This window comes from Stenotrophomonas sp. AS1, from assembly GCF_048957655.1.
Classification (GTDB): Bacteria; Pseudomonadota; Gammaproteobacteria; order Xanthomonadales; family Xanthomonadaceae; genus Stenotrophomonas; species Stenotrophomonas bentonitica_A.
In genome coordinates this window covers 79,464-98,748 of record NZ_JARVXM010000010.1, presented here as the reverse complement: position 1 = coordinate 98,748, position 19,285 = coordinate 79,464, and the positions used below count along the sequence as shown (strand labels likewise).

The 19,285-nt window shown below is 66.2% G+C and carries 14 protein-coding genes; 7 read left to right on the top strand and 7 right to left on the bottom strand.

Annotated features, from left to right (window positions below; all coding sequences use genetic code 11):
• Window positions 1-32 precede the first annotated feature (32 nt).
• Complete coding sequence (locus PV764_RS19360) at window positions 33-1,889, bottom strand: ATP-binding protein (RefSeq protein WP_421117319.1); 1,857 nt, start codon at window positions 1,887-1,889, stop codon at window positions 33-35.
• A gap of 125 nt (window positions 1,890-2,014) precedes the next feature.
• Complete coding sequence (gene radA / locus PV764_RS19355; RefSeq protein ID WP_421117318.1) at window positions 2,015-3,394, bottom strand: DNA repair protein RadA; 1,380 nt, start codon at window positions 3,392-3,394, stop codon at window positions 2,015-2,017.
• A gap of 149 nt (window positions 3,395-3,543) precedes the next feature.
• Between radA and PV764_RS19350 the strand changes: the two genes are divergently transcribed.
• The gene (locus tag PV764_RS19350; protein ID WP_421117317.1) at window positions 3,544-5,607 is read left to right on the top strand and encodes a putative bifunctional diguanylate cyclase/phosphodiesterase; all 2,064 of its coding nucleotides are present in this window, start codon (window positions 3,544-3,546) and stop codon (window positions 5,605-5,607) included.
• 272 nt (window positions 5,608-5,879) lie between these two features.
• On the opposite strand, the gene cyoD is transcribed toward PV764_RS19350, so the two are convergent.
• The 5 genes from cyoD to PV764_RS19325 all read right to left on the bottom strand — a co-directional run bounded on the left by cyoD (window position 5,880) and on the right by PV764_RS19325 (window position 11,327).
• Window positions 5,880-6,230 (bottom strand): cytochrome o ubiquinol oxidase subunit IV, encoded by a 351-nt coding sequence (cyoD, locus tag PV764_RS19345; protein WP_019184497.1) that lies wholly within the window; start codon window positions 6,228-6,230, stop codon window positions 5,880-5,882.
• Window positions 6,230-6,871, bottom strand: coding sequence for a cytochrome o ubiquinol oxidase subunit III (gene cyoC / locus PV764_RS19340; RefSeq protein ID WP_046272182.1), 642 nt, complete (start codon window positions 6,869-6,871; stop codon window positions 6,230-6,232). Before cyoC ends, cyoD begins: the two co-directional genes overlap by 1 nt.
• Complete coding sequence (cyoB, locus tag PV764_RS19335; RefSeq protein ID WP_026069991.1) at window positions 6,868-8,865, bottom strand: cytochrome o ubiquinol oxidase subunit I; 1,998 nt, start codon at window positions 8,863-8,865, stop codon at window positions 6,868-6,870. Before cyoB ends, cyoC begins: the two co-directional genes overlap by 4 nt.
• 8 nt (window positions 8,866-8,873) lie before the next feature.
• Window positions 8,874-9,947 carry a ubiquinol oxidase subunit II gene (gene cyoA / locus PV764_RS19330; RefSeq protein WP_019184500.1) on the bottom strand — a complete coding sequence of 358 codons (1,074 nt, stop codon included), beginning with the start codon at window positions 9,945-9,947 and terminating at the stop codon, window positions 8,874-8,876.
• A 375-nt stretch (window positions 9,948-10,322) separates the two neighbouring features.
• Window positions 10,323-11,327: a 2-hydroxyacid dehydrogenase gene (locus PV764_RS19325; protein ID WP_284128212.1), complete on the bottom strand. Its 1,005-nt coding sequence runs from the start codon at window positions 11,325-11,327 to the stop codon at window positions 10,323-10,325.
• 69 nt (window positions 11,328-11,396) lie between these two features.
• On the opposite strand from PV764_RS19325, the gene PV764_RS19320 reads away from it, so the two are divergent.
• From PV764_RS19320 to PV764_RS19295, 6 genes are all read left to right on the top strand, one after another.
• Complete coding sequence (locus PV764_RS19320) at window positions 11,397-11,741, top strand: hypothetical protein (protein WP_046272185.1); 345 nt, start codon at window positions 11,397-11,399, stop codon at window positions 11,739-11,741.
• A 35-nt stretch (window positions 11,742-11,776) separates the two neighbouring features.
• Window positions 11,777-12,583: an alpha/beta fold hydrolase gene (locus tag PV764_RS19315; protein WP_019184503.1), complete on the top strand. Its 807-nt coding sequence runs from the start codon at window positions 11,777-11,779 to the stop codon at window positions 12,581-12,583.
• Window positions 12,580-13,914: a GGDEF domain-containing protein gene (locus tag PV764_RS19310; RefSeq protein ID WP_019184504.1), complete on the top strand. Its 1,335-nt coding sequence runs from the start codon at window positions 12,580-12,582 to the stop codon at window positions 13,912-13,914. The genes PV764_RS19315 and PV764_RS19310 overlap by 4 nt, the downstream gene beginning before the upstream one ends.
• 156 nt (window positions 13,915-14,070) lie before the next feature.
• On the top strand, window positions 14,071-14,703 hold the full coding sequence (locus PV764_RS19305; protein WP_046272187.1) for a TetR/AcrR family transcriptional regulator C-terminal domain-containing protein: 633 nt from the start codon (window positions 14,071-14,073) through the stop codon (window positions 14,701-14,703).
• Window positions 14,704-14,752: 49 nt separating this feature from the next.
• Window positions 14,753-15,853 carry an efflux RND transporter periplasmic adaptor subunit gene (locus tag PV764_RS19300; protein WP_019184506.1) on the top strand — a complete coding sequence of 367 codons (1,101 nt, stop codon included), beginning with the start codon at window positions 14,753-14,755 and terminating at the stop codon, window positions 15,851-15,853.
• On the top strand, window positions 15,850-18,927 hold the full coding sequence (locus PV764_RS19295; protein ID WP_421117316.1) for an efflux RND transporter permease subunit: 3,078 nt from the start codon (window positions 15,850-15,852) through the stop codon (window positions 18,925-18,927). The genes PV764_RS19300 and PV764_RS19295 overlap by 4 nt, the downstream gene beginning before the upstream one ends.
• The last annotated feature ends 358 nt before the right edge of the window (window positions 18,928-19,285 follow it).

The following is a 19,285-nucleotide window of genomic DNA, read 5'->3' as shown; positions in this document are numbered from 1 at the left end:
TAGCGAAGGCTTGATGAGAGAGGGGGCGGTACTCAGCGCAGCATCTGCTGCAGGGCACCGGCAATATCGGTAAATGCACCGTTGAGATCGGGGCCTGGCGTCGCGGTGCTCCGCTGCAACGGCCGGCCCTGCGCGGACACGATGATCTTCAGTGAGCGCAGCAGGCGCGCGGCCGCCCCGGCCTGCGGGTGGCCGTCGCGCTGGGCCTGCAGCAACGCCTGCACCGCTGGATTGTCCAGGTTGAGGTACAGCCGCGACGGCGCACGTGCCTCGATGCGTGCGGTGAATTGGCGGGCCAGTCGCAATGCGGCCATCGATACGCGCTTGTCGTTCTCGTCGTCTTCCAGGCGCTGCTTCAGTTCGGCTTCGCGGTCGGGCACCACCACCACCGGGAGTGCCTCGGGGCTGAACCGCGCCGGCAGCAGCTGCTCGCCATCGCCCAGGTGCTCGCGCAGCCAGGCCAGCTGCGCATCGTCGAGGCTGTCGTCGGTGCGGAACAGGGCGCGATTGCCCTGTTCGGTGCCCAGCTCGACCAGGCGCAGGCCCTTGGCCTGGGCCCAGCGCCGCAGGAACGGCACTACTGCATAGCGATGACCATGCGCGACCGGCACGCCCATCGCGCGGAACAGCATTTCCTCGAAGCCACCACCGTTGTCGAGGATCACATGCACCGCACCGCGCGCCGGCAGCGCGCTCGCCGGCAGGTCACCCTGCGAGGTCGGCACGCGCACGTGTTCCATAAGCAGGTCGAACAGGCGCTCATCGCACAGCGCCGCGCCCAGCAGGGCCTCGTTGTGGCGGCTGAGCACGCGGCGCCAGGCTTCCGGCTGCTGCCGCGCGACATCGGCGAGGCCATCGATCAGCGCTTCCAGCAGCGCGTGCTGCACGGCGCGATAGTGGTCATCGCGCTGCAGGTCCTCGCGGCTGGCGGTCGGGGTCAGCTTCGATGATTCGATCACCCCGCCGATGAAACCGGCCCACGGCGGCAGCAGGTCGCGCGCATCGTCGTCCAGCAGCATGCCGCGCACGAACACCGACAGGTTGCGGTTGTCGCTGGTGCCATAGGTGGCACCGTCCTGCACCCAGAGCATGCCGAGGGCGTCGCTGCTGCCATCGGACTGCAGCGGCATCGTCACGATGGGCTCGAAATCGTGTTCGAAACGGGCCGCGAACTGCAGCGCCTGGCGGCGCGCCTGCACCGGATGCAGCGCGACGTCACCCTGCCCGCGCCACGGCGGCGGTTCGGGATTGATCGCGGCGGTCGCCGCACCGATGAAGATCGGCTCGGACAGCAGCGTGCAGTAGCGGCCCAACACCTCGTGCAGGCGCGCTTCGTTGGCCAGCGGCAGGAAGTCTGGATGCAGCTCCAGCTCGACCTCGGTGCCGATCGCGCGCGCCGGCACGTCGCTGACGGTGTACTGCTCGGCGTTGCTGGACACGTACAGGTGGCCCAGTTCCGGTGCCTGGTAGGAAGTGGTGCGCACGCTGACGCGCCGTGCCAGCACGAAGGCCGACAGGAACCCCAGGCCGAACATGCCGATCAGGCCGTCATTGTCCTCCCCATCCTGGCGCAGCCCCCGGGTGTAACCCACACCAACCGTGGCCAGGTAATCGTGGATTTCCTGCCGGGTCAGGCCAGCACCGGTATCGGTGATGCGCAGCACGCCGGCGGCGGCGTCCACCTGCACGTCGATGCGCGACACACCCGGGCTGCCGGGCTGCTCGATACGGCGACGGATGATTGAATCGTGCGCGTTCTGCACCAGTTCGCGCAGCGCCACCATCGGGGTGGAATACAGGTGCTTGCCCAGCACCGTCATCAATCCATTGAGATCGACCCCGGCGCGGCGGATTTCGGCGGCGGGGGTGCTGAACATCGGGTCCTGCATGTAAACGATTACTCCTTGCCACGGAAAGGCGCCGGAGGGCGCCTTCGTCGAGCAGGGAAAACTAGCACAGGCCGGCTGAGCGCTGACTCACTTTCCCGTGGCAACCCACGCCGGCCCGGCCCCGCTTACAGCGCGTCGATCGCCTCGGACAGCCGCTCCACCGCGATCACTTCCATCCCCTTCACGCTGCCGGTCTTCGGCGCGTTCGCCTTGGGCACGATGGCGCGCTTGAAGCCATGCGTGGCCGCCTCGCGCAGGCGATCCTCACCGTTGGGCACCGGGCGGATCTCGCCGGACAGGCCCACCTCGCCGAAGGCGATCGTCTTCTCTGCCAATGGCCGGTCCTGCAAGGAGGACAGCACCGCCAGCAGCACGGGCAGATCGGCCGCGGTCTCCTGCACGCGGATGCCGCCCACCACGTTGACGAACACGTCCTGGTCGCCCACGAGCACGCCGCCATGGCGGTGCAGCACCGCCAGCAGCATCGCCAGGCGGTTCTGCTCCAGACCCACCGCCACGCGGCGCGGGTTGGACAGCGGCGAGGCATCCACCAAGGCCTGCACCTCCACCAGCAGCGGGCGCGTGCCCTCGCGGGTGACCATCACGCAGCTGCCCGGCTGCTGGGTGCTGCCGCCGGAGAGGAAGATCGCCGAGGGATTGGAGACCTCTTTCAGGCCCTTCTCGCCCATGGCGAACACGCCCAGTTCGTTGACCGCGCCGAAGCGGTTCTTGAAAGCGCGCAGCAGGCGGAATCGGCTGCCGCTCTCGCCTTCGAAGTACAGCACGGCATCGACCATGTGCTCGAGCACGCGCGGGCCGGCGATGCCGCCTTCCTTGGTCACGTGACCGACCAGGAACACGGCGGTGCCGGTTTCCTTGGCGAAGCGCACCAGCCGTGCGGCGCTCTCGCGCACCTGGCTGACCGAGCCGGGTGCGGCGGTAAGCGATTCGGTCCACAGCGTCTGTACCGAGTCGGCCACGATCAGCCGCGGCTTGGCCACGCTGGCATGCTGGAGGATCGACTCCACCTGCGTTTCGGCCAGTGCGTTGACGTTGTCCAGCGGCAGGTCCAGACGCACTGCACGGCCTGCCACCTGCGACAGCGATTCCTCACCGGTGATGTACAGCACCGGCAGCGACGCGGCCATCTTCGCCACGGCCTGCAACAGCAGGGTGGACTTGCCGATGCCCGGATCGCCACCGACCAGCACCACCGCACCTTCGACCAGGCCACCGCCGAGCACGCGGTCGAACTCACCGATGCCCGTGCTCACCCGCAGGTGTTCGGTCTGCTGCACGTCCTTGAGCGCCATGATCTTCGGCGCATCGACCTTGCCGGCCCAGCCGGAGCGCCGCGACGCGGGCGACGCCTTGGTGGGCGTGGCGCTTTCCAGCGTGATCTCGCTCAGCGTGTTCCAGACGCCGCACTCGGTGCACTGGCCCTGCCACTTGCTGTATTCGGCGCCGCATTCGCTGCAGACGTAAGCGGTGAGTCGCTTGGCCATGTCCACTTCCACATCATCAATTGTCAGGCAGGATAGCCGAGCCGCGTCGCAGCAACCGAGACGCCGGGCGGGTGGGCTCAAGTTTCCGGCCCCGAGGCCGATACTCCGGCGGGCCACTGCCCCTCCTTTCCATTTTTCCAGGCTTTTCCATGACCGGCACCTACAGCCAGAGTCTTGTCGTGTTCTCGCTGCTGGTTGCCATCCTCGCCTCGTACACCGCGCTGGACATGGCCGGCCGCCTGGCCACCACCCGCGGCCGGGTGGCACGCTGGTGGCTGGCCGGTGGTGCCGGTGCGATGGGGCTGGGCATCTGGTCGATGCACTTCATCGGCATGCTCGCCTTCCACCTGCCGATCCCGGTCGGCTACGACCTCGCCATTACCCTGTATTCGCTGGCCGTCTCGGTCGGGGCTTCGGCCTATGCGCTGTGGCTGGTCTCACGCGCGGAGCTGCCGTGGTCGAGGTTGTGCGCCGGCGCGGTGCTGATGGGCCTGGGGATCGCGGCCATGCATTACCTGGGCATGGCCGCGCTGGAGATGCAGCCGGGCATCGACTACGACCCCCTGTGGTTTGCCGCCTCGGTCCTGATCGCCATCGGCGCGGCCGGTGCGGCGCTGTGGATCGCCTTCCGCCTGCGCCTGGAACAGCGCCGCCCGTTCGTGCTGCGCGGGCTGGCCTCGCTGGTGATGGGCCTGGCGATCGTCGGCATGCACTACACCGGCATGGCCGCGGCGCACTTCCCGGAGGGCGCGATGTGTGGCGCGGCGTATGGCGAGGGCATCGAGACCAAGTGGCTGGCGGTGCTGGTGATCGTCACGACGCTGGCGACCCTGGGGATCGCACTGATCGCGTCGGTGTTCGACCGCCAGATGCGCACCCGCACCGGCCTGCTCGCCGATTCGCTGGCCCAGGCCAACGAGAAGCTGATGCAGGCCGCCCTGCATGATCCGCTGACCCAGCTGCCCAACCGGATGCTGCTGCAGGACCGCATCGAGCAGGCGATCGAGAAGGCGCAGCGCCGGCAGTTCAGCTTCGCGGTGATGTTCTGCGACCTGGACGGCTTCAAGGCGATCAACGATGCCTACGGTCACCAGCTTGGTGACCAACTGCTGATCCAGGTCAGCAAGCGGATCACCGCGCTGCTGCGTGCACAGGACACCTTCGCGCGACTGGGGGGCGATGAGTTCGTCATCGTGTTCCAGGTGGAGGATCCGGAAGATGCGGCCGTGGTCGCCGAACGGATCATCGCCAGCGTGGCCGAGCCGTTCGAGATCGATGCCTTGGAACTGCAGGTCAGTGCCAGCCTGGGCATCGCGCTGTACCCGGCTGACGCCACTACCGAACGCGACCTGATGGCCCACGCCGATGCGGCGATGTACCACACCAAGGATTCGGGCCGGAACGGCTATACCTTCTTCACCCAGTCGCTCAACGTGAGCGCGAACCGCCAGCTGAAACTGCTGCAGGAACTGCGCAAGGCGGTCAGCCGCGGCGAGCTGGTGCTGCATTACCAGCCCAAGTTCCAGGCCAGCGGGACATCGCCGATCGGGGCCGAGGCGCTGGTGCGCTGGCAACATCCCGAGCTGGGCCTGTTGTCACCGGACGCGTTCATTCCGATCGCCGAACGCAGCGGCCTGATCCTCTCCATCGGTGACTGGGTGCTGGACCAGGCCTGCGCGCAGCTGCGCCACTGGCACGACGCCGGCCACCCGGACTGGACCATGGCGGTGAACCTCTCACCGCTGCAGTTCGGGTCGAGCACGCTGCTGGAGACTGTGCGCCGCACGCTGGACAAACACGGGCTGGACCCGAAGCGGCTGACCCTGGAGGTCACCGAGACCACCGCGATGCGCGATGTGGAAGCCAGCCTGCTGATCCTGCACGGGCTGACCGCGATGGGCGTGAACATCTCCATCGACGACTTCGGCACCGGCTACTCCAGCCTGCTGTATCTCAAGCGCATGCCGGCCACCGAGCTGAAGATCGACCGCGCCTTCGTGCACGACCTGGAAGACAACGCCGAAGACGCGGCGATCGTTTCCTCGATCATTGCATTGGGCCGGTCCCTGCAGCTGCAGATCGTCGCCGAGGGCGTGGAAACGGCCGGTCAACGCCAGTACCTGAGCGACATGGGCTGCGACCAGCTGCAGGGCTATCACCTCGGGCGGCCGGTCGACGCCGTGGAGTTCATGCGGCTGGCGAAAGTGGCATAACGCGCGGAGAGCAGCCCGTTGCCGGGCACCAGTAGTCTGGACACGCTGGGCCGCGCTGCGCTTGTGGGCGAAATAAAGGAGGAGGTGGCGGCCGCAGGCCGCCGCCGGGGGACATTCGCCGGCAAGCGCAGCGTGGCCCAGCGCTCGACCCTCCCCCATCGGCCGCGTGTGGAACGCCCCCCCCTGAACAACGTTTGCTGCGTCGTCATGCGCGCCAAACAGAAAGGCCGCCCGAGGGCGGCCTTTCCGTGTGTGGCAACGTCGCGAAGACGTCAGTGCATCATGTGCACGTTCATGTTGTGCATGACCCACAGCGAACCGGCGACGATGATGCCGATCACCACGACGGTGAAGGCCGCCGCGCTGACGTTCCAGCGCTGTTCCGAGGAGCGGTCCAGGTGCAGGAAGAACACCAGGTGCACCAGGATCTGCAGCACCGCCGCAACGACGATGATGACGCCGGTGGTGAAGCGCGGCAGGTCGCCATGCATGACCGCCCAGAACGGGATGATGGTCAGCACCGCGGCCAGCAGGAAGCCGATCAGGTAGGACTTGACGCTGCCGTGGCTTTCGCCGGCGGCACCGTGGCCATGATCGTGTGCGTGATTGTCATGTGCGGCCATTACAGCGCTCCATTCAGATAGACGACGGAGAACACGCCGATCCAGATCAGATCCAGGAAGTGCCAGAACAGGCTCAGGCACGCCATGCGGGTCTTGTTGGTCTGGGTCAGGCCGTTCTGCTTGATCTGGATGAACATGATCAGCAGCCACAGCAGACCCGCGCTCACGTGCAGACCGTGGGTACCGACCAGCGCGAAGAACGCCGACAGGAACGCACTGTGGTCCGGACCATAGCCCTGATGGATCAGGTGGTTGAACTCCCACACTTCCATGCACATGAAGCCAAAGCCCAGCAGCCAGGTCAGGGCCAGCCATGCATACATCTGGCCCACCTTCTGCTTGTGCATGGCGATCATGCCCAGGCCGAAGGTCAGCGAGGAGACCAGCAGCAGCGTGGTTTCCCAGGCGACGAAGGACAGTTCGAACAGGTCCTTCGGGCCGGGGCCACCGTCGGTGCCGCCGGACAGCACGATGTAGGTCGCAAACAGGGTGGCGAAGATGAGGCAATCGCTCATCAGGTACACCCAGAAACCGAAGACGGTATTGCCGCCGGTGTCGTGGTGCTCGTGGTCGTCATGGCCGTGGGCCGCCGCGTGCGCGGCGTGCCCATGGTTCATGGTGTTGGGGATAGTGGTGCTCATGCCTTCAGCTCCGATTTCACCAGGCCCTGCGCCACGAGGTGGCGACGGTGCTCATTTTCGATCCGCTCCACTTCCGCGGCCGGCACGTAGTAATCCACGTCCTTGTCGAAGGTGCGCCAGATGAAGGTGCCGATCATGCCGACCAGACCCACGATGGCCAGCCACCAGATGTGCCAGATCATCGCAAAGCCGAACACCAGGCTGAAGGCGCCGATCACCACACCGGTGCCGGTGTTGCGCGGCATGTGGATGTCGGTGTACTTGGCCGGGCGTTCCCACGCCTCACCACGCTGCTTGCGCTCCCAGAACTCGTCCAGTTCGGTGACGCGCGGCAGCGAGCCGAAGTTGTAGAACGACGGCGGCGAAGAGGTTTCCCACTCCAGCGTACGCGCGTCCCACGGGTCGCCGGTCAAGTCGGCGGTCTTCTTGCGGTCGCGGATCGACACGGCGATCTGGATGATCTGGCACAGGATGCCGGCACCGATGATGAAGGCACCGCACATGGCGATGATCAGCAGCGGCTGGTACTCCATGTTCGGGTAGCTCTGCATGCGGCGGGTCATGCCCATGAAGCCCAGGATGTACAGCGGCATGAACGCGACATAGAAGCCGATGAACCAGCACCAGAACGCGCGCTTGCCCCAGGTTTCATTGAGGCGGAAGCCGAACATCTTCGGCCACCAGTAGGTGATGCCGGCGAACATGCCGAACACCACGCCGCCGATGATGACGTTGTGGAAGTGGGCGATCAGGAACAGGCTGTTGTGCAGCACGAAATCGATGGCCGGGATCGCCAGCATCACGCCGGTCATGCCGCCGATGGTGAAGGTGACCATGAAGCCGATCGTCCACAGCACCGGGGTCGTGAACTGCACGCGACCGCGGAACATGGTGAACAGCCAGTTGAAGATCTTCACGCCGGTCGGGATCGAGATGATCATCGTCGTGATGCCGAAGAAGGCATTGACGTTGGCACCCGAGCCCATGGTGAAGAAGTGGTGCAGCCACACGATGAACGACAGCACGCCGATGCAGGCGGTGGCGTAGACCATGCCCTTGTAGCCGAACAGCGCCTTGCGCGAGAACGTGGCGATGACCTCGGAGAACACGCCGAAGGCCGGCAGGACCAGGATATAGACTTCCGGGTGACCCCAGATCCAGATCAGGTTGATGTACAGCATGGCGTTGCCGCCACCATCGTTGGTGAAGAAGTGCGTGCCCAGGTAACGGTCCAGGGTCAGCAGCACCAGGGTGATGGTCAGCACCGGGAAGGCGGCGATGATCAGCACGTTGGTGACCAGCGCGGTCCAGGTGAACACCGGCATCTGCATCAGCTTCATGCCGGGGGTACGCATCTTCAGGATGGTAATGAAGAAGTTGATGCCGCTCAGCGTGGTACCCAGGCCTGCTACCTGCAGGCCCCAGATGTAGTAATCGACACCTACCCCTGGACTGTATTCCTTGCCTGACAACGGCGGGAAGGCCAGCCAGCCGGTCTGCGCGAACTCACCGACACCCAGCGAGATCATCACCAGGCCCGCGCCCGCCACGAACAGCCAGAAGCTGAGCGAGTTGACGAACGGGAAGGCCACGTCGCGTGCGCCGATCTGCAGCGGCACGACAACGTTCATCAGGCCGGTGATCAGCGGCATCGCCACGAAGAAGATCATGATCACGCCGTGGGCGGTGAAGATCTGGTCGTAGTGATGGGGAGGCAGGACGCCCTCGTTGCCGCCAGCGGCCATGGCCTGCTGGACGCGCATCATGATCGCGTCGGCGAAGCCGCGCAGCAGCATGACGAAGGCGACGATGAGGTACATCACGCCGATCTTCTTGTGGTCTACCGAGGTGAACCACTCTTTCCAGAGATAGCCCCACAGCTTGAACTTGGTGATCAGGGCCAGCACGAGCAGGCCACCGATCCCCGCGCCGATCAGCGTGGTGATGATGATCGGGTCGTGCGGGATGTCGGCAAAGGTCAGTTTACCCAACAGATTCATGGTCATTCTCCCGAGCCGTCGTGACCGGCGTGACCGGCTGCGGCGTGCTCGTCTGCAGTGTGTGCGGCGTCCGCGGCAGCGGGCTGGTCGGCATGGACCGGCAGCTTCGCTTCGTCGTGGGCTCCGCTCATGGCCTGCATGTCGTGGCCTTCATGGCTTTCGCCTTCGGCGCCGTCATGCTTCATGGCCTTGTGGTCGTGCTTCATGCCGTAGTGCTGGTTGTCGCCCATGTGCTTGGCGATGACCCAGTCGAACAGGCCGGCCTCGGTGGTGCCGTAATAGGTCACCGGGTGCCAGTCGTGGTTCTTCTCGGCAACCAGCGCAGCGAAGGCGGTCTTGTCCAGGGTCGCGCTTTGGGCACGCACCTTGGTCAGCCACTGCTGGTACTCCGCCTCGGTCACCGAGTGCGCGGAGAAATGCATCTTGCTGAAGCCCGCGCCGCTGTAGTGCGAGGACATGCCCGGGAACTCACCGGTCTCGTTTGCGATCAGGTGGAGCTTGGTCTCCATGGCCGTCATCGAGTAGATCATGCTGCCCAGGTGCGGGATGAAGAACGCATTCATCACCGAATCGGACGTGATCTTGAAGTTCAGCGGGGTATCGACCGGGAAGGTGATCTCGTTGACGGTGGCGATGTTCTCTTCGGGATAGATGAAGAGCCACTTCCAGTCCAGCGAGATGGCTTCGATCACCACCGGCTTCTTGTCCGAGTCCAGCGGACGGTACGGATCCAGCGCGTGCGAGGAACGCCAGGTCAGCACGGCCAGCACCAGCACGATCATGCACGGGATCGACCAGACCACCACTTCGATGGCCGTGGAGTGCGACCACTTCGGCTCATAACGGGCCTTGGTATTGGTCGCACGGTACTTCCACGCGAAGGTGAGGGTCATGATGATGACCGGCACGACAACCAGCAGCATCAGCACGGTCGCCGTGATGAGCAGGGTCTTCTCGTCGTGGCCGATCTGGCCCTTGGGGTTGAGGATGGCCGAGTTGCAGCCCGTCAGGAACACGGACAACGCAAACAGCAGGCCCGGACGCAGGAAGCGTCCAAGGGGTTTCAACGGAATCATCGGTCGATCCAATTGCGTAGGGAATGCCAGTTCAAGCCCGCCTCCGTCCCAGCCAAAGCCGGTGGTGCCGGTCCAAGGGGACAGGCACGGAGGACGATCATGTCAGCCTTCCAATTTTAGGCCGTCACGCATCATTTAAGAAAGGCATTGACAATGATCCAGCGCAGGAAAGGCCTGTTTTGGGCTGCGACACGTTGTCGCAGTGCCGGGCAATGACCCGATTCGGCAACATTCCGGCCCTTGTATAGACATGAACGGGTCAGTTCCGGGGCTGGCCAGCGCGGACCCGGTTGCAGTGTCCCGGCGCGTGCTGCGCAACGGCCGGCGGGCGGCCACGGTACACGTACCGACGCCCCACGTCACCCGCGGCGCCGCTCAGACCGCCCGCACCCGATTCGCGCACGCCGCCCCACTGGCGAAGTCCGCCAGGTTGCGCAGCGTGATGTCGGAAATCTCCTGCAGCGCCTCGACCGTGAAGAAGCCCTGGTGCCCCGTCACGAGCACGTTGGGGAAGGTCATCAGGCGCTGGAACGCGTCATCGTCGATGATCTCGCCGGACCGGTCCTGGAAGAACAGCCCACTCTCCTGCTCGTAGACATCGATGGCCAGGTGGCCGAGGCGGCGCGATTTCAGCGCGCGGATCACCGCATGGGTATCCACCAGCCCGCCGCGCGAGGTATTGACCAGCATCGCCCCGGGCTTCATTGCGGCCAGTGAGGCGTCGTCGATCAGGTGATGGGTGTCAGGCGTCAGCGGGCAGTGCAGCGAGACGATGTCTGATCGGGCCAGCAGGTCCTCCAGCGCGACCGATGCGCCAACGGCGGTGAATCCGGGCGATGGATACGGATCGTGGCCCAGCACGGTACAGCCCATGCCCTTGAAGATGCGGGCGGTGGCCAGGCCGATCTGGCCGGTGCCGACGATGCCCACGGTCTTGCCGTGCAGGGTGCGGCCGAGCAACCCATCGAGCATGAAGTTGCCCTCGCGCACCCGGTTGTAGGCGCGGTGGGTCTGCCGGTTGAGCGTCATCACCATGGCCAGGGCATGCTCTGCCACGGCTTCGGGGGAGTAAGCCGGCACGCGTGCCACGAACAGGCCCAACTGCTCCGCCGCGGCCAGGTCGACATTGTTGAAGCCCGCACAGCGCAGCAGGATCGCGCGCACCCCCTGTGCATGCAGCGCCTGCAGTACCGGGGCGTCCAACCGGTCGTTCACGAACACACAGACCGCCTCGCAGTCCTGCGCCAGTGCCGCGGTATGTACCTCCAGTGCGGCATCGAAATACAGGAACTCGAAGGACGTCCCTGCCCCGCGGCGTTGCTTGGCCTCATCGAGAAACTGCTGGTCGTACGGGCGGGCGCTGAATACTGCGATCTTCATGAGGCGATCCCCGGGAGTTCGAGCATCACGATACCGCAGTACACTCCGGCCAACTGCCTGGAGCCTGCCGTGTCCCTGACTGCCCGCCTTCTCCGCTGGACCGCCACGCCGATGGCCCGGCGCGGCCTGTTCGTGCTCACGTGCGCGGCCGTGATCGTGATGGCCTGCAATCCATTGCTGGCGCCCTTGCTGCCCGTGGTGGATGCGCTGGGTCTGGATGTACTGGTCCTGCTCATGGGTGCGCAGGCGATGGCACTGCTGCCATGGGTGCGGCTGCATGCCCGTCGTATCGCGCGCATCACCCTGCGTTTGCTGCTGGGTACCCTCGCCGGTGCCATCGCCAGTTTCATCGGCGGCTATCTGCGGCAACTGGTATTCGCCATGGCCACGCGTTGGACCCACGCGCGCCCGTGACCTAGTATTCGGCCCTTGCAAGACGCCATGGGTGGATGTGCGTGGAAAGTTTCGAGCGGTTCAACGGGCGCCGTAGTGGTGAGGGCAAGGCGGTCGCGATCCTGTCACACGGCTTTGGTACCGATCAGACCGCATGGAATGCATTGCGCCCGTGGTTTGAAGCGCGCTATGACGTGATCTCCTTCGATCTTGCCGGCTGTGGCCCGCAAGGTGCGCAGACTTACGATTTCGAACGTCATGGTTCGCTGTTCGGCTACGCCGACGATCTGCTCGACATCCTGGATGAGCTCGACGTGCACAACTGCACCTACGTCGGCCATTCGATGAGCGGCATGATCGGCGCGGCCGCTGCGGTGGCACGGCCGGAGCTGTTCGAGCGGCTGGTCATCATCGGTGCGTCGCCGCGTTATCTCGACGATGACGGCTACACCGGCGGTTTCAAACCGCAGGACCTGGAGCAACTGTTCGAGAGCATGCGCGCCAACTACCAGGCCTGGATCGCCGGCTTCGCCCCGATGGTCGTCGGCGTGGAAGACAGCGCGGTCGTTGCCGATTTCTCCAACACCCTGTTCCAGATGCGCCCGGACATCGCGCTCAATACCTCGCGCACGATCTTCACCTCAGATCTGCGCAGCCTGGCTGCGCGGGTTTCCACGCCGGTCCACCTGATCCAGACCGCGCACGACGTGGCGGTACCGGTCGCCGTCGGCCAGTGGCTGGCCAACGCGATCGATGGCGCCACCCTGGATGTGATCGATGCTTCCGGTCACCTCCCGCACATGACGGCACCCGATGACGTCATGCGCATTCTCGAACAGCGTTTGGCAGGCCCCACGCGGTGACGACCTCCGACAGTGAAGCGCTTGCCGCGCTGTGCCAGTTCGCCCGTCTCGCCTCCCACGCCGACCTGGTGATGGCAGTGGAGGTGGACGCCGGCGGGAGGGCGACCTGGGCTGTCTCGGCCCCGGCACTGCCCTCGTCGAGCTTCAACCTGGCGCGCAGCGGCATCCTCGAGGCGCGCTGGAGCGGCGAGGCCATGGACGCAGCGGACTTCCGGCTGCCGACGGCGATCATCCATGCCCTGGAAGGCCGTCCCGCCCGCCTGCTGTACGTTCCGGCCCCCTCCCACGGCGCGCCGCTGAGTGGCCTGCTGCTGCTCTGGCGGAGCGTCCCTGCCCCTGCAACCTTGACGGCACAGGTGCCACTGCTGGCCACGAGCGTGGCCCGACTGCTGTCCGCACGGCGCGAAGCCGCGCGCGGCACGATCGTCCGCAATCAGTTCCTGGACCTGTTTGAAAGCGTGCCGGCGGGCATCGTGCTGATCGACGGGGATGGCGTCGGCGCGGCGGTCAACGAGCACGCCGCGGAGCTGCTGGGCTGCACGGCTGGCAATCACCGGGCGGCGGATCTGGCCGGCCCGATGCGCGCCCTGCGCCAACGCTGCGACAACCACGCCGAGCTGGAACTGGCCTACAGCGCTCAGATGAACAACGATCAGTTCGCCGCCAAGCAGAACTGGACCCTGGGCGAACGCACCTTCGAAGTGGACACCCATCCGGTACGCGGCAACGGCGCACACGGGCGCATCTGGCTGTTCACCGATGTCACCGCGGACCTGCTGATGGCCGCCGAGCTGCGCCGCCTGGCGTCCTCGGACCCGTTGACCGGCGTCCCCAACCGCCGTCATTTCGAAGAATGCTCGGCCCAGATCATCGCCGCCCGCGAAGCCAACGGCCGTGCGGTGGCTGTGCTGATGGTGGACGTGGACCACTTCAAGAAGATCAACGATACCTACGGCCATCCGGTCGGCGATGAAGTCCTCAAAGTAGTCGCCAAGCGCTGCCGCGACGCCCTGCGGGAGCGCGATCTGTTCGCCCGCTTCGGCGGCGAAGAGTTCATCGCCCTGCTGGCGGCGTCGCCCGTCGATGAGATTCCCGCCGCCGCCGAGCGACTGCGCAGTGCGGTGGCCGCTGAGCCGATCCTCGTGGGCAGCGAGCGCGTTGCCGTCTCCGTCAGCGTCGGGGGCGCGATCGGCGAGGCGTTGCCAGGTCGCGACCAGCGGCTGCTGGAGGCGCTGATCGCCCGGGCGGATGAGGCGCTGTATGACGCCAAGACCAGCGGGCGCAACCGGGTCCGGATGGCGGTCCTGGAGCCTGACCTGATCGACCCCTGAGCCAACCGGGCGCTTGGGGCCCCGGCCCCCTCCCTGGGCGCGCCTGAACCCATCAGCCACGTCCCGCGGGCCCATTGGAGATCTGTGCACGGGCACTTGTCGGCGCGAACCTAACACTGTTAGATTCGCCCCCTAACAACGTTAGGCCAGAACACAGTGCGCCAACCCATCGCGCGGGAAGACATCGTCAAGGCGGCCTTCCGGATCCTCGACGAGGCCGGCCTGGAGGGCATTACCCTGCGCAAAGTGGCCTGCTCGCTGGGCATCCGGGCGCCGTCGTTGTACTGGCACTTCAAGAGCAAACAGGCGCTGATCGACGCCATGGCCGACGCCATGATCTGCGACGTGGCTCGCGTGATTCCCGACGGACAGCCATGGCGGCAGACGCTGCTGCAGATCGGGCGTGAGTTCCGCCTGGCGTTTAAAGCGCGCCGCGATGGTGCGCGGGTGTATGCGGGCACCTTCCTGGCCACCGAGAACGTGCTGCGGGTAGGTGAGGCCAGCATCGCCGCGCTGATGGGCGCCGGCGCGCCGGCACGCTTTGCCGCGACCGCGGCGATGGACCTGGTGTACTACACGATGGGCTTCGTGATCGAGGAGCAGTCCTGGCCCGGCGACGGCAGCATGGAAGCGCTGGGTGAGGCCTTCATGGCGCTGGCCGAGGCGCGCTTCCCCCATTGCTGGCAGGCCCGTGATGCATGGAGCGAGGTCGATTTCGACGCCCGCTTCGAGCAGGGGCTGGGCCTGATGCTCGATGGCATCGAACAACGCCTGTCGCGCGAATCCTGATTTCCCGATTCCTTTCTTTTCCCGCTGTTCCGACCCGGAAAGCCTCTCGATGCGTGCACCCTACCTCCGCAGTTTTTCCCTGATCCTGGCTGTCGCGCTGCTGTCCGCCTGCGGCGGCAAGGACGACAAGGCCTCGGCCGACGCCACGGCCGCCAGCTCCGCGCTGCCGGTCTCGCTGGCGCCCGCGCAGCAGCAGACCATGGCCCGCACGGTGCTGGTTTCCGGGCCGGTCACCGCCTATGAAGAAATGCAGCTCGGCGTGGAAATCAGCGGCCAGCGCGTGACCGCGTTGCTGGTGGACGTGGGGCAATGGGTCAAGCAGGGCCAGGTGCTGCTGCAGGTGGACCACCGCACCCTGGACAGCGAGCTGGCGCAGGCCGACGCCTCGTTGCGACAGGCGCAGGCCTCCCAGGAACTGGCCCGCATGAACTACGAGCGCAGCGCCAAGCTGGCCGCCCAGCAACTGATCAGCGAAAGCAGCCTGGATGAGCTGCGCGCCTCACGCATCAATGCCGAAGCGCAGACCTCCACCGCACGTGCCGCGCGCGACGCGGCCAAGCTGCGCCGCGATTTCGCCGACCTGCGCGCACCCGCCGACGGCCTGATTTCCAAGCGCCTGGTGCAGCCGGGCCAGGTGGTCTCCGCCGGTACCGAGCTGCTGCGCCTGATCCGCGATGGCCGCCTGGAGTGGCGTGCGGAGCTGCCGGAAAACCAGCTGGCCGATGTCGCCGTCGGCAACACGGTTGAGCTGCCGTATGCGGGCCAGGTGGTCAGTGGCCGCATCCGCGCGGTCACCCCGGGTGTCGATGGACAGACCCGCACCGGCACGATCTATGCCGACCTGCCAGCCCCCGGCCCACTCAAGCAGGGCATCTACGTGGATGGCCGCATCGTCACCGGCGACGGCCCGGTGCTGACCATCCCGACCGCGGCGATCGTGCAGCGCGACGGCCACAACTATGTGTTCACCGTGAACGACAAGCAGCAGGCCACCCGCCACCGCGTCAGCACCGGCCAGGCCGTGCAGGGCCGCACTGCGATCCTTGAAGGCCTGAAGGCCGGTGACCAGGTCGTGGTGGATGGCGCCGGCTTCCTCGGTGAGGGCGACCGCGTGCGTGTGGTCGCTGCGACCAAGGCCGCCGCACGATGAACATCTCCGCCTGGGCGATCAAACGCCCGTTGCCTGCGCTGCTGATCTTCTTCGTGCTGTGCGTGGCCGGCCTGTGGGGTTTCCATCAGTTGCCGGTGGCGCGCTTCCCGGACATCGCCTTCCCGATGACCACCGTCACCGTCACCCAGCCCGGCGCCTCGCCCAGCCAGCTGGAGGCCGAGGTGACCCGCAAGGTCGAAGACTCGGTGGCGACGGTCAACAACGTCAAGCGCGTGATGTCTTCGGTCAGCGAAGGCGTCAGCACCACCACCATCGAGTTCCAGCTGGAAGCCGATCTGGCCACCGCGCTGGACGACACCCGCGACGCGGTCACCCGCATCCGCACCGATCTGCCGCAGGACATCCAGGAACCGGTGATCTCCAAGGTCGACATCGGCGGTTCGCTGATGACCTATGCGCTGGTCGCCCCGCACATGACCACCGATGAGGCCAGCTGGTTCGTCGACCGTGATATCTCGCGTGCGATGTACGGCGTGCCCGGTGTCGCGCGCGTCACCCGCGTGGGCGGCGTGCAGCGACAGGTCCGGGTGGATCTGGATCCCAATGCGCTGATCGCGATGGGCATCACCGCCGGCGACGTCTCCCAACAATTGGCCCGCATCCAGGTCGAGCGTGCCGGCGGCAAGACCGAGGTTGAAGGCGCGCAGCAGACCATCCGCACGCTGGGTACTGTCGGTGACGCACAGGCGTTGCGTGACTACTCCATCGCCCTGCCGGACGGGCGCGCGGTGCGGCTCTCCACGCTGGCCACCGTGACCGACGGCGCCGCTGACCCCACCGAGGCCGCCCTGCTGGATGGCAAGGGCGTGGTGGCCTTCTCGATGTCGCGTACGCGCGGCTCCAGCGAGGTCAAGGTGGAGGCCGGCGTGCATGACGCGCTGGACAAGATCAAGGCCGAGCATCCGGGCATCGACTTCCGCTTGGTCACCACGGCGATCGACGAGACCCACCGCTCCTACGATTCCTCGATGACCATGCTCTGGGAGGGCGCGCTGCTGGCCCTGCTGGTGGTGTGGCTGTTCCTGCGCGATTGGCGGGCGACGTGGGTGTCGGCGCTGGCGCTGCCGCTGTCGATCATCCCGACGTTCGCGGTGATGTACTTCTTCGGCTTCACCCTCAACATCATCACGCTGCTGGCGCTCTCCGTCGTGGTCGGCATCCTGGTGGACGATGCGATCGTGGAGATCGAGAACATCGTGCGCCACCTGCGCATGGGCAAGCCGCCGCTGGAAGCCGCGCGCGAGGCCGCCGGCGAGATCGGCAACGCGGTAATCGCCACCTCGCTGACCCTGGCTGCCGTGTTCGTGCCGGTCGCCTTCATGCCGGGCATCGCGGGCAAGTTCTTCCGCGAATTCGGCTGGACCGCCGCCACCGCCGTGCTGTTCTCTTTGCTGGTGGCCCGCCTGCTCACCCCGATGATGGCCGCCTACCTGCTCAAGCCACATGGCGAGGAGAAGCCGGAATCCAAGCTGATGACGTGGTACCTGGGCTGGGTGGACGCCGCGCTGCGCCATCGTGGCCGCACCCTGTGGATCGCCACCGGCCTGTTCGTGGCCTCGCTGGCGCTGGTGCCGTTTATCCCGGCTACCTTCATTCCACAGTCCGATCTGGGCCGCAGCAACCTCAACCTCGAACTGCCGCCGGGTACCCGCCTGCAGGAGACCGTGGCGGTCGCCGAACGCGCGAGAGGCCTGCTCAAGGACATGCCCGAACTCAAGCAGGTCTACACCGCCGTCGGCAGCGTGCTGGACCTGGGCGACCCCGGTGCGACCGGCATCGGCGAACCGCGCAAGGCCACCCTGGTGCTGGACTGGGGCAGCGCCGACGGACGGGACCGCGACCAGCGCGTGCTGGAGCGTGAGGCCCGCGAGCGCCTGGCCGACCTCCCCGGCGTGCGGGTCAGCTATGTCAGCTCCGAGCCCGGCAACCTGCTGCAGCTGGTGCTCTCCGGTGACGACCCGCAACGCCTGCAGGATGCCGCCACTGCGCTGGAGCGCGACCTGCGCGGTATCCAGGGCCTGGGCAGCGTCACCTCCACGGCCTCGCTGCTGCGCCCGGAACTCCAGATCGTGCCGAACCCCGCCCGCGCTGCCGACCTGGGCGTGGCGACGGCCGATATCGCCGAGGCCGCCCGCATCGCCACGGCTGGCGATTACGAACAGCGCCTGGCCAAGCTCAACCTGCCCGACCGCCAGGTGCCGATCCGGGTCGGCTTCGCCGAAGCCACGCTCGCCAACCCGGGCCTGATCAGCCAGCTGCGCGTGCCCGGCCGCAATGGCCCGGTACCGCTGGCGGCCGTGGCTGACATCCAGCAAGGCAGTGGCCCTTCGCAGATCTCACGCTACCAGCGCCAGCGCAACGTGACCCTCACCGCCGAACTCAACGGCCGCCCACTGGGCGATGTGATGACCGAAGTGCAGGCCCTGCCGGGCGTCAAGCAGTTGCCGCCGGGCGTCACCTTCCTCAACACCGGCGATGCGGAAGTGTTCGTCGAGCTGTTCATCGGTTTCATGCTGGCCATGGCGGCCGGGTTGATCTGCATCTACATGGTGCTGTTGCTGCTGTTCAACCACGCCCTGATGCCGATCACCATCCTCGCCGCGGTGCCGCTGTGTGCCGGTGGCGCGTTCGGCGCGCTGCTGATCACCCAGAACATGCTCTCGCTGCCGGCGCTGATCGGGCTGCTGATGCTGATCGGCATCGCCACCAAGAACTCCATCCTGCTGGTGGATTACGCGGTGATGGCCGAAGACGAACACGGCATGAGCCAGCACGACGCGTTGATCGATGCCTGCCGCAAGCGTGCACAGCCGATCATCATGACCACGCTGGCGATGGGCGCAGGCATGATGCCGATCGCGCTGGGCTTTGCCGGCGATTCCAGCTTCCGTGCACCGATGGCGATCGCCGTGATCGGTGGCTTGATCACCTCCACGCTGCTGAGCCTGATCGTGATTCCGGCGGCCTTCACCGTGGTGGATGATGCGGGGGATTGGCTGTCGCGGAAGTTCCGGCGGCGGTCGTCGCATCCGGCGGGGAGTGGTGCGGAGTGAGGTGACTGGCAGCTTCGCCACAAACAAAAAGCCCCGGCCAAGGCCGGGGCTTTTTGACAGCGACCGGGCTGCCCGGCGCATCCACATGCGTCCAGGTAACACCTGTCGGGCTGCGGGTCGCCAGCAGTCGACCACCTACATAGATGTACTCCGAGGCGCCCTTTCCTCGTCGCTCTTCGTGCACCACCTTTCCGGCCAACGAATACATCGCGCGCAGGCGTTGCCCCTGGGCATCGTGCGCCACCGCACTCCGCCTATAGGAATCGTAGGCCTAGCGCTCCGCCTCCTCCTTCACTTCACGCAGCCTATTGCCAAAGTTGAAGTCGGACTTCCGCCCATTGCGTAGCTGGAGATTGCC

Bases quoted from the DNA above. Each gene is read 5' to 3' on its own strand.
- PV764_RS19360 (WP_421117319.1), bottom strand. From the start codon at position 1,889: ATGCAGGACCCGATGTTCAGCACCCCCGCCGCCGAAATCCGCCGCGCC.
- radA (WP_421117318.1), bottom strand. From the start codon at position 3,394: ATGGCCAAGCGACTCACCGCTTACGTCTGCAGCGAATGCGGCGCCGAA.
- PV764_RS19350 (WP_421117317.1), top strand. From the start codon at position 3,544: ATGACCGGCACCTACAGCCAGAGTCTTGTCGTGTTCTCGCTGCTGGTT.
- cyoD (WP_019184497.1), bottom strand. From the start codon at position 6,230: ATGGCCGCACATGACAATCACGCACACGATCATGGCCACGGTGCCGCC.
- cyoC (WP_046272182.1), bottom strand. From the start codon at position 6,871: ATGAGCACCACTATCCCCAACACCATGAACCATGGGCACGCCGCGCAC.
- cyoA (WP_019184500.1), bottom strand. From the start codon at position 9,947: ATGATTCCGTTGAAACCCCTTGGACGCTTCCTGCGTCCGGGCCTGCTG.
- PV764_RS19325 (WP_284128212.1), bottom strand. From the start codon at position 11,327: ATGAAGATCGCAGTATTCAGCGCCCGCCCGTACGACCAGCAGTTTCTC.
- PV764_RS19315 (WP_019184503.1), top strand. From the start codon at position 11,777: ATGTGCGTGGAAAGTTTCGAGCGGTTCAACGGGCGCCGTAGTGGTGAG.
- PV764_RS19300 (WP_019184506.1), top strand. From the start codon at position 14,753: ATGCGTGCACCCTACCTCCGCAGTTTTTCCCTGATCCTGGCTGTCGCG.
- PV764_RS19295 (WP_421117316.1), top strand. From the start codon at position 15,850: ATGAACATCTCCGCCTGGGCGATCAAACGCCCGTTGCCTGCGCTGCTG.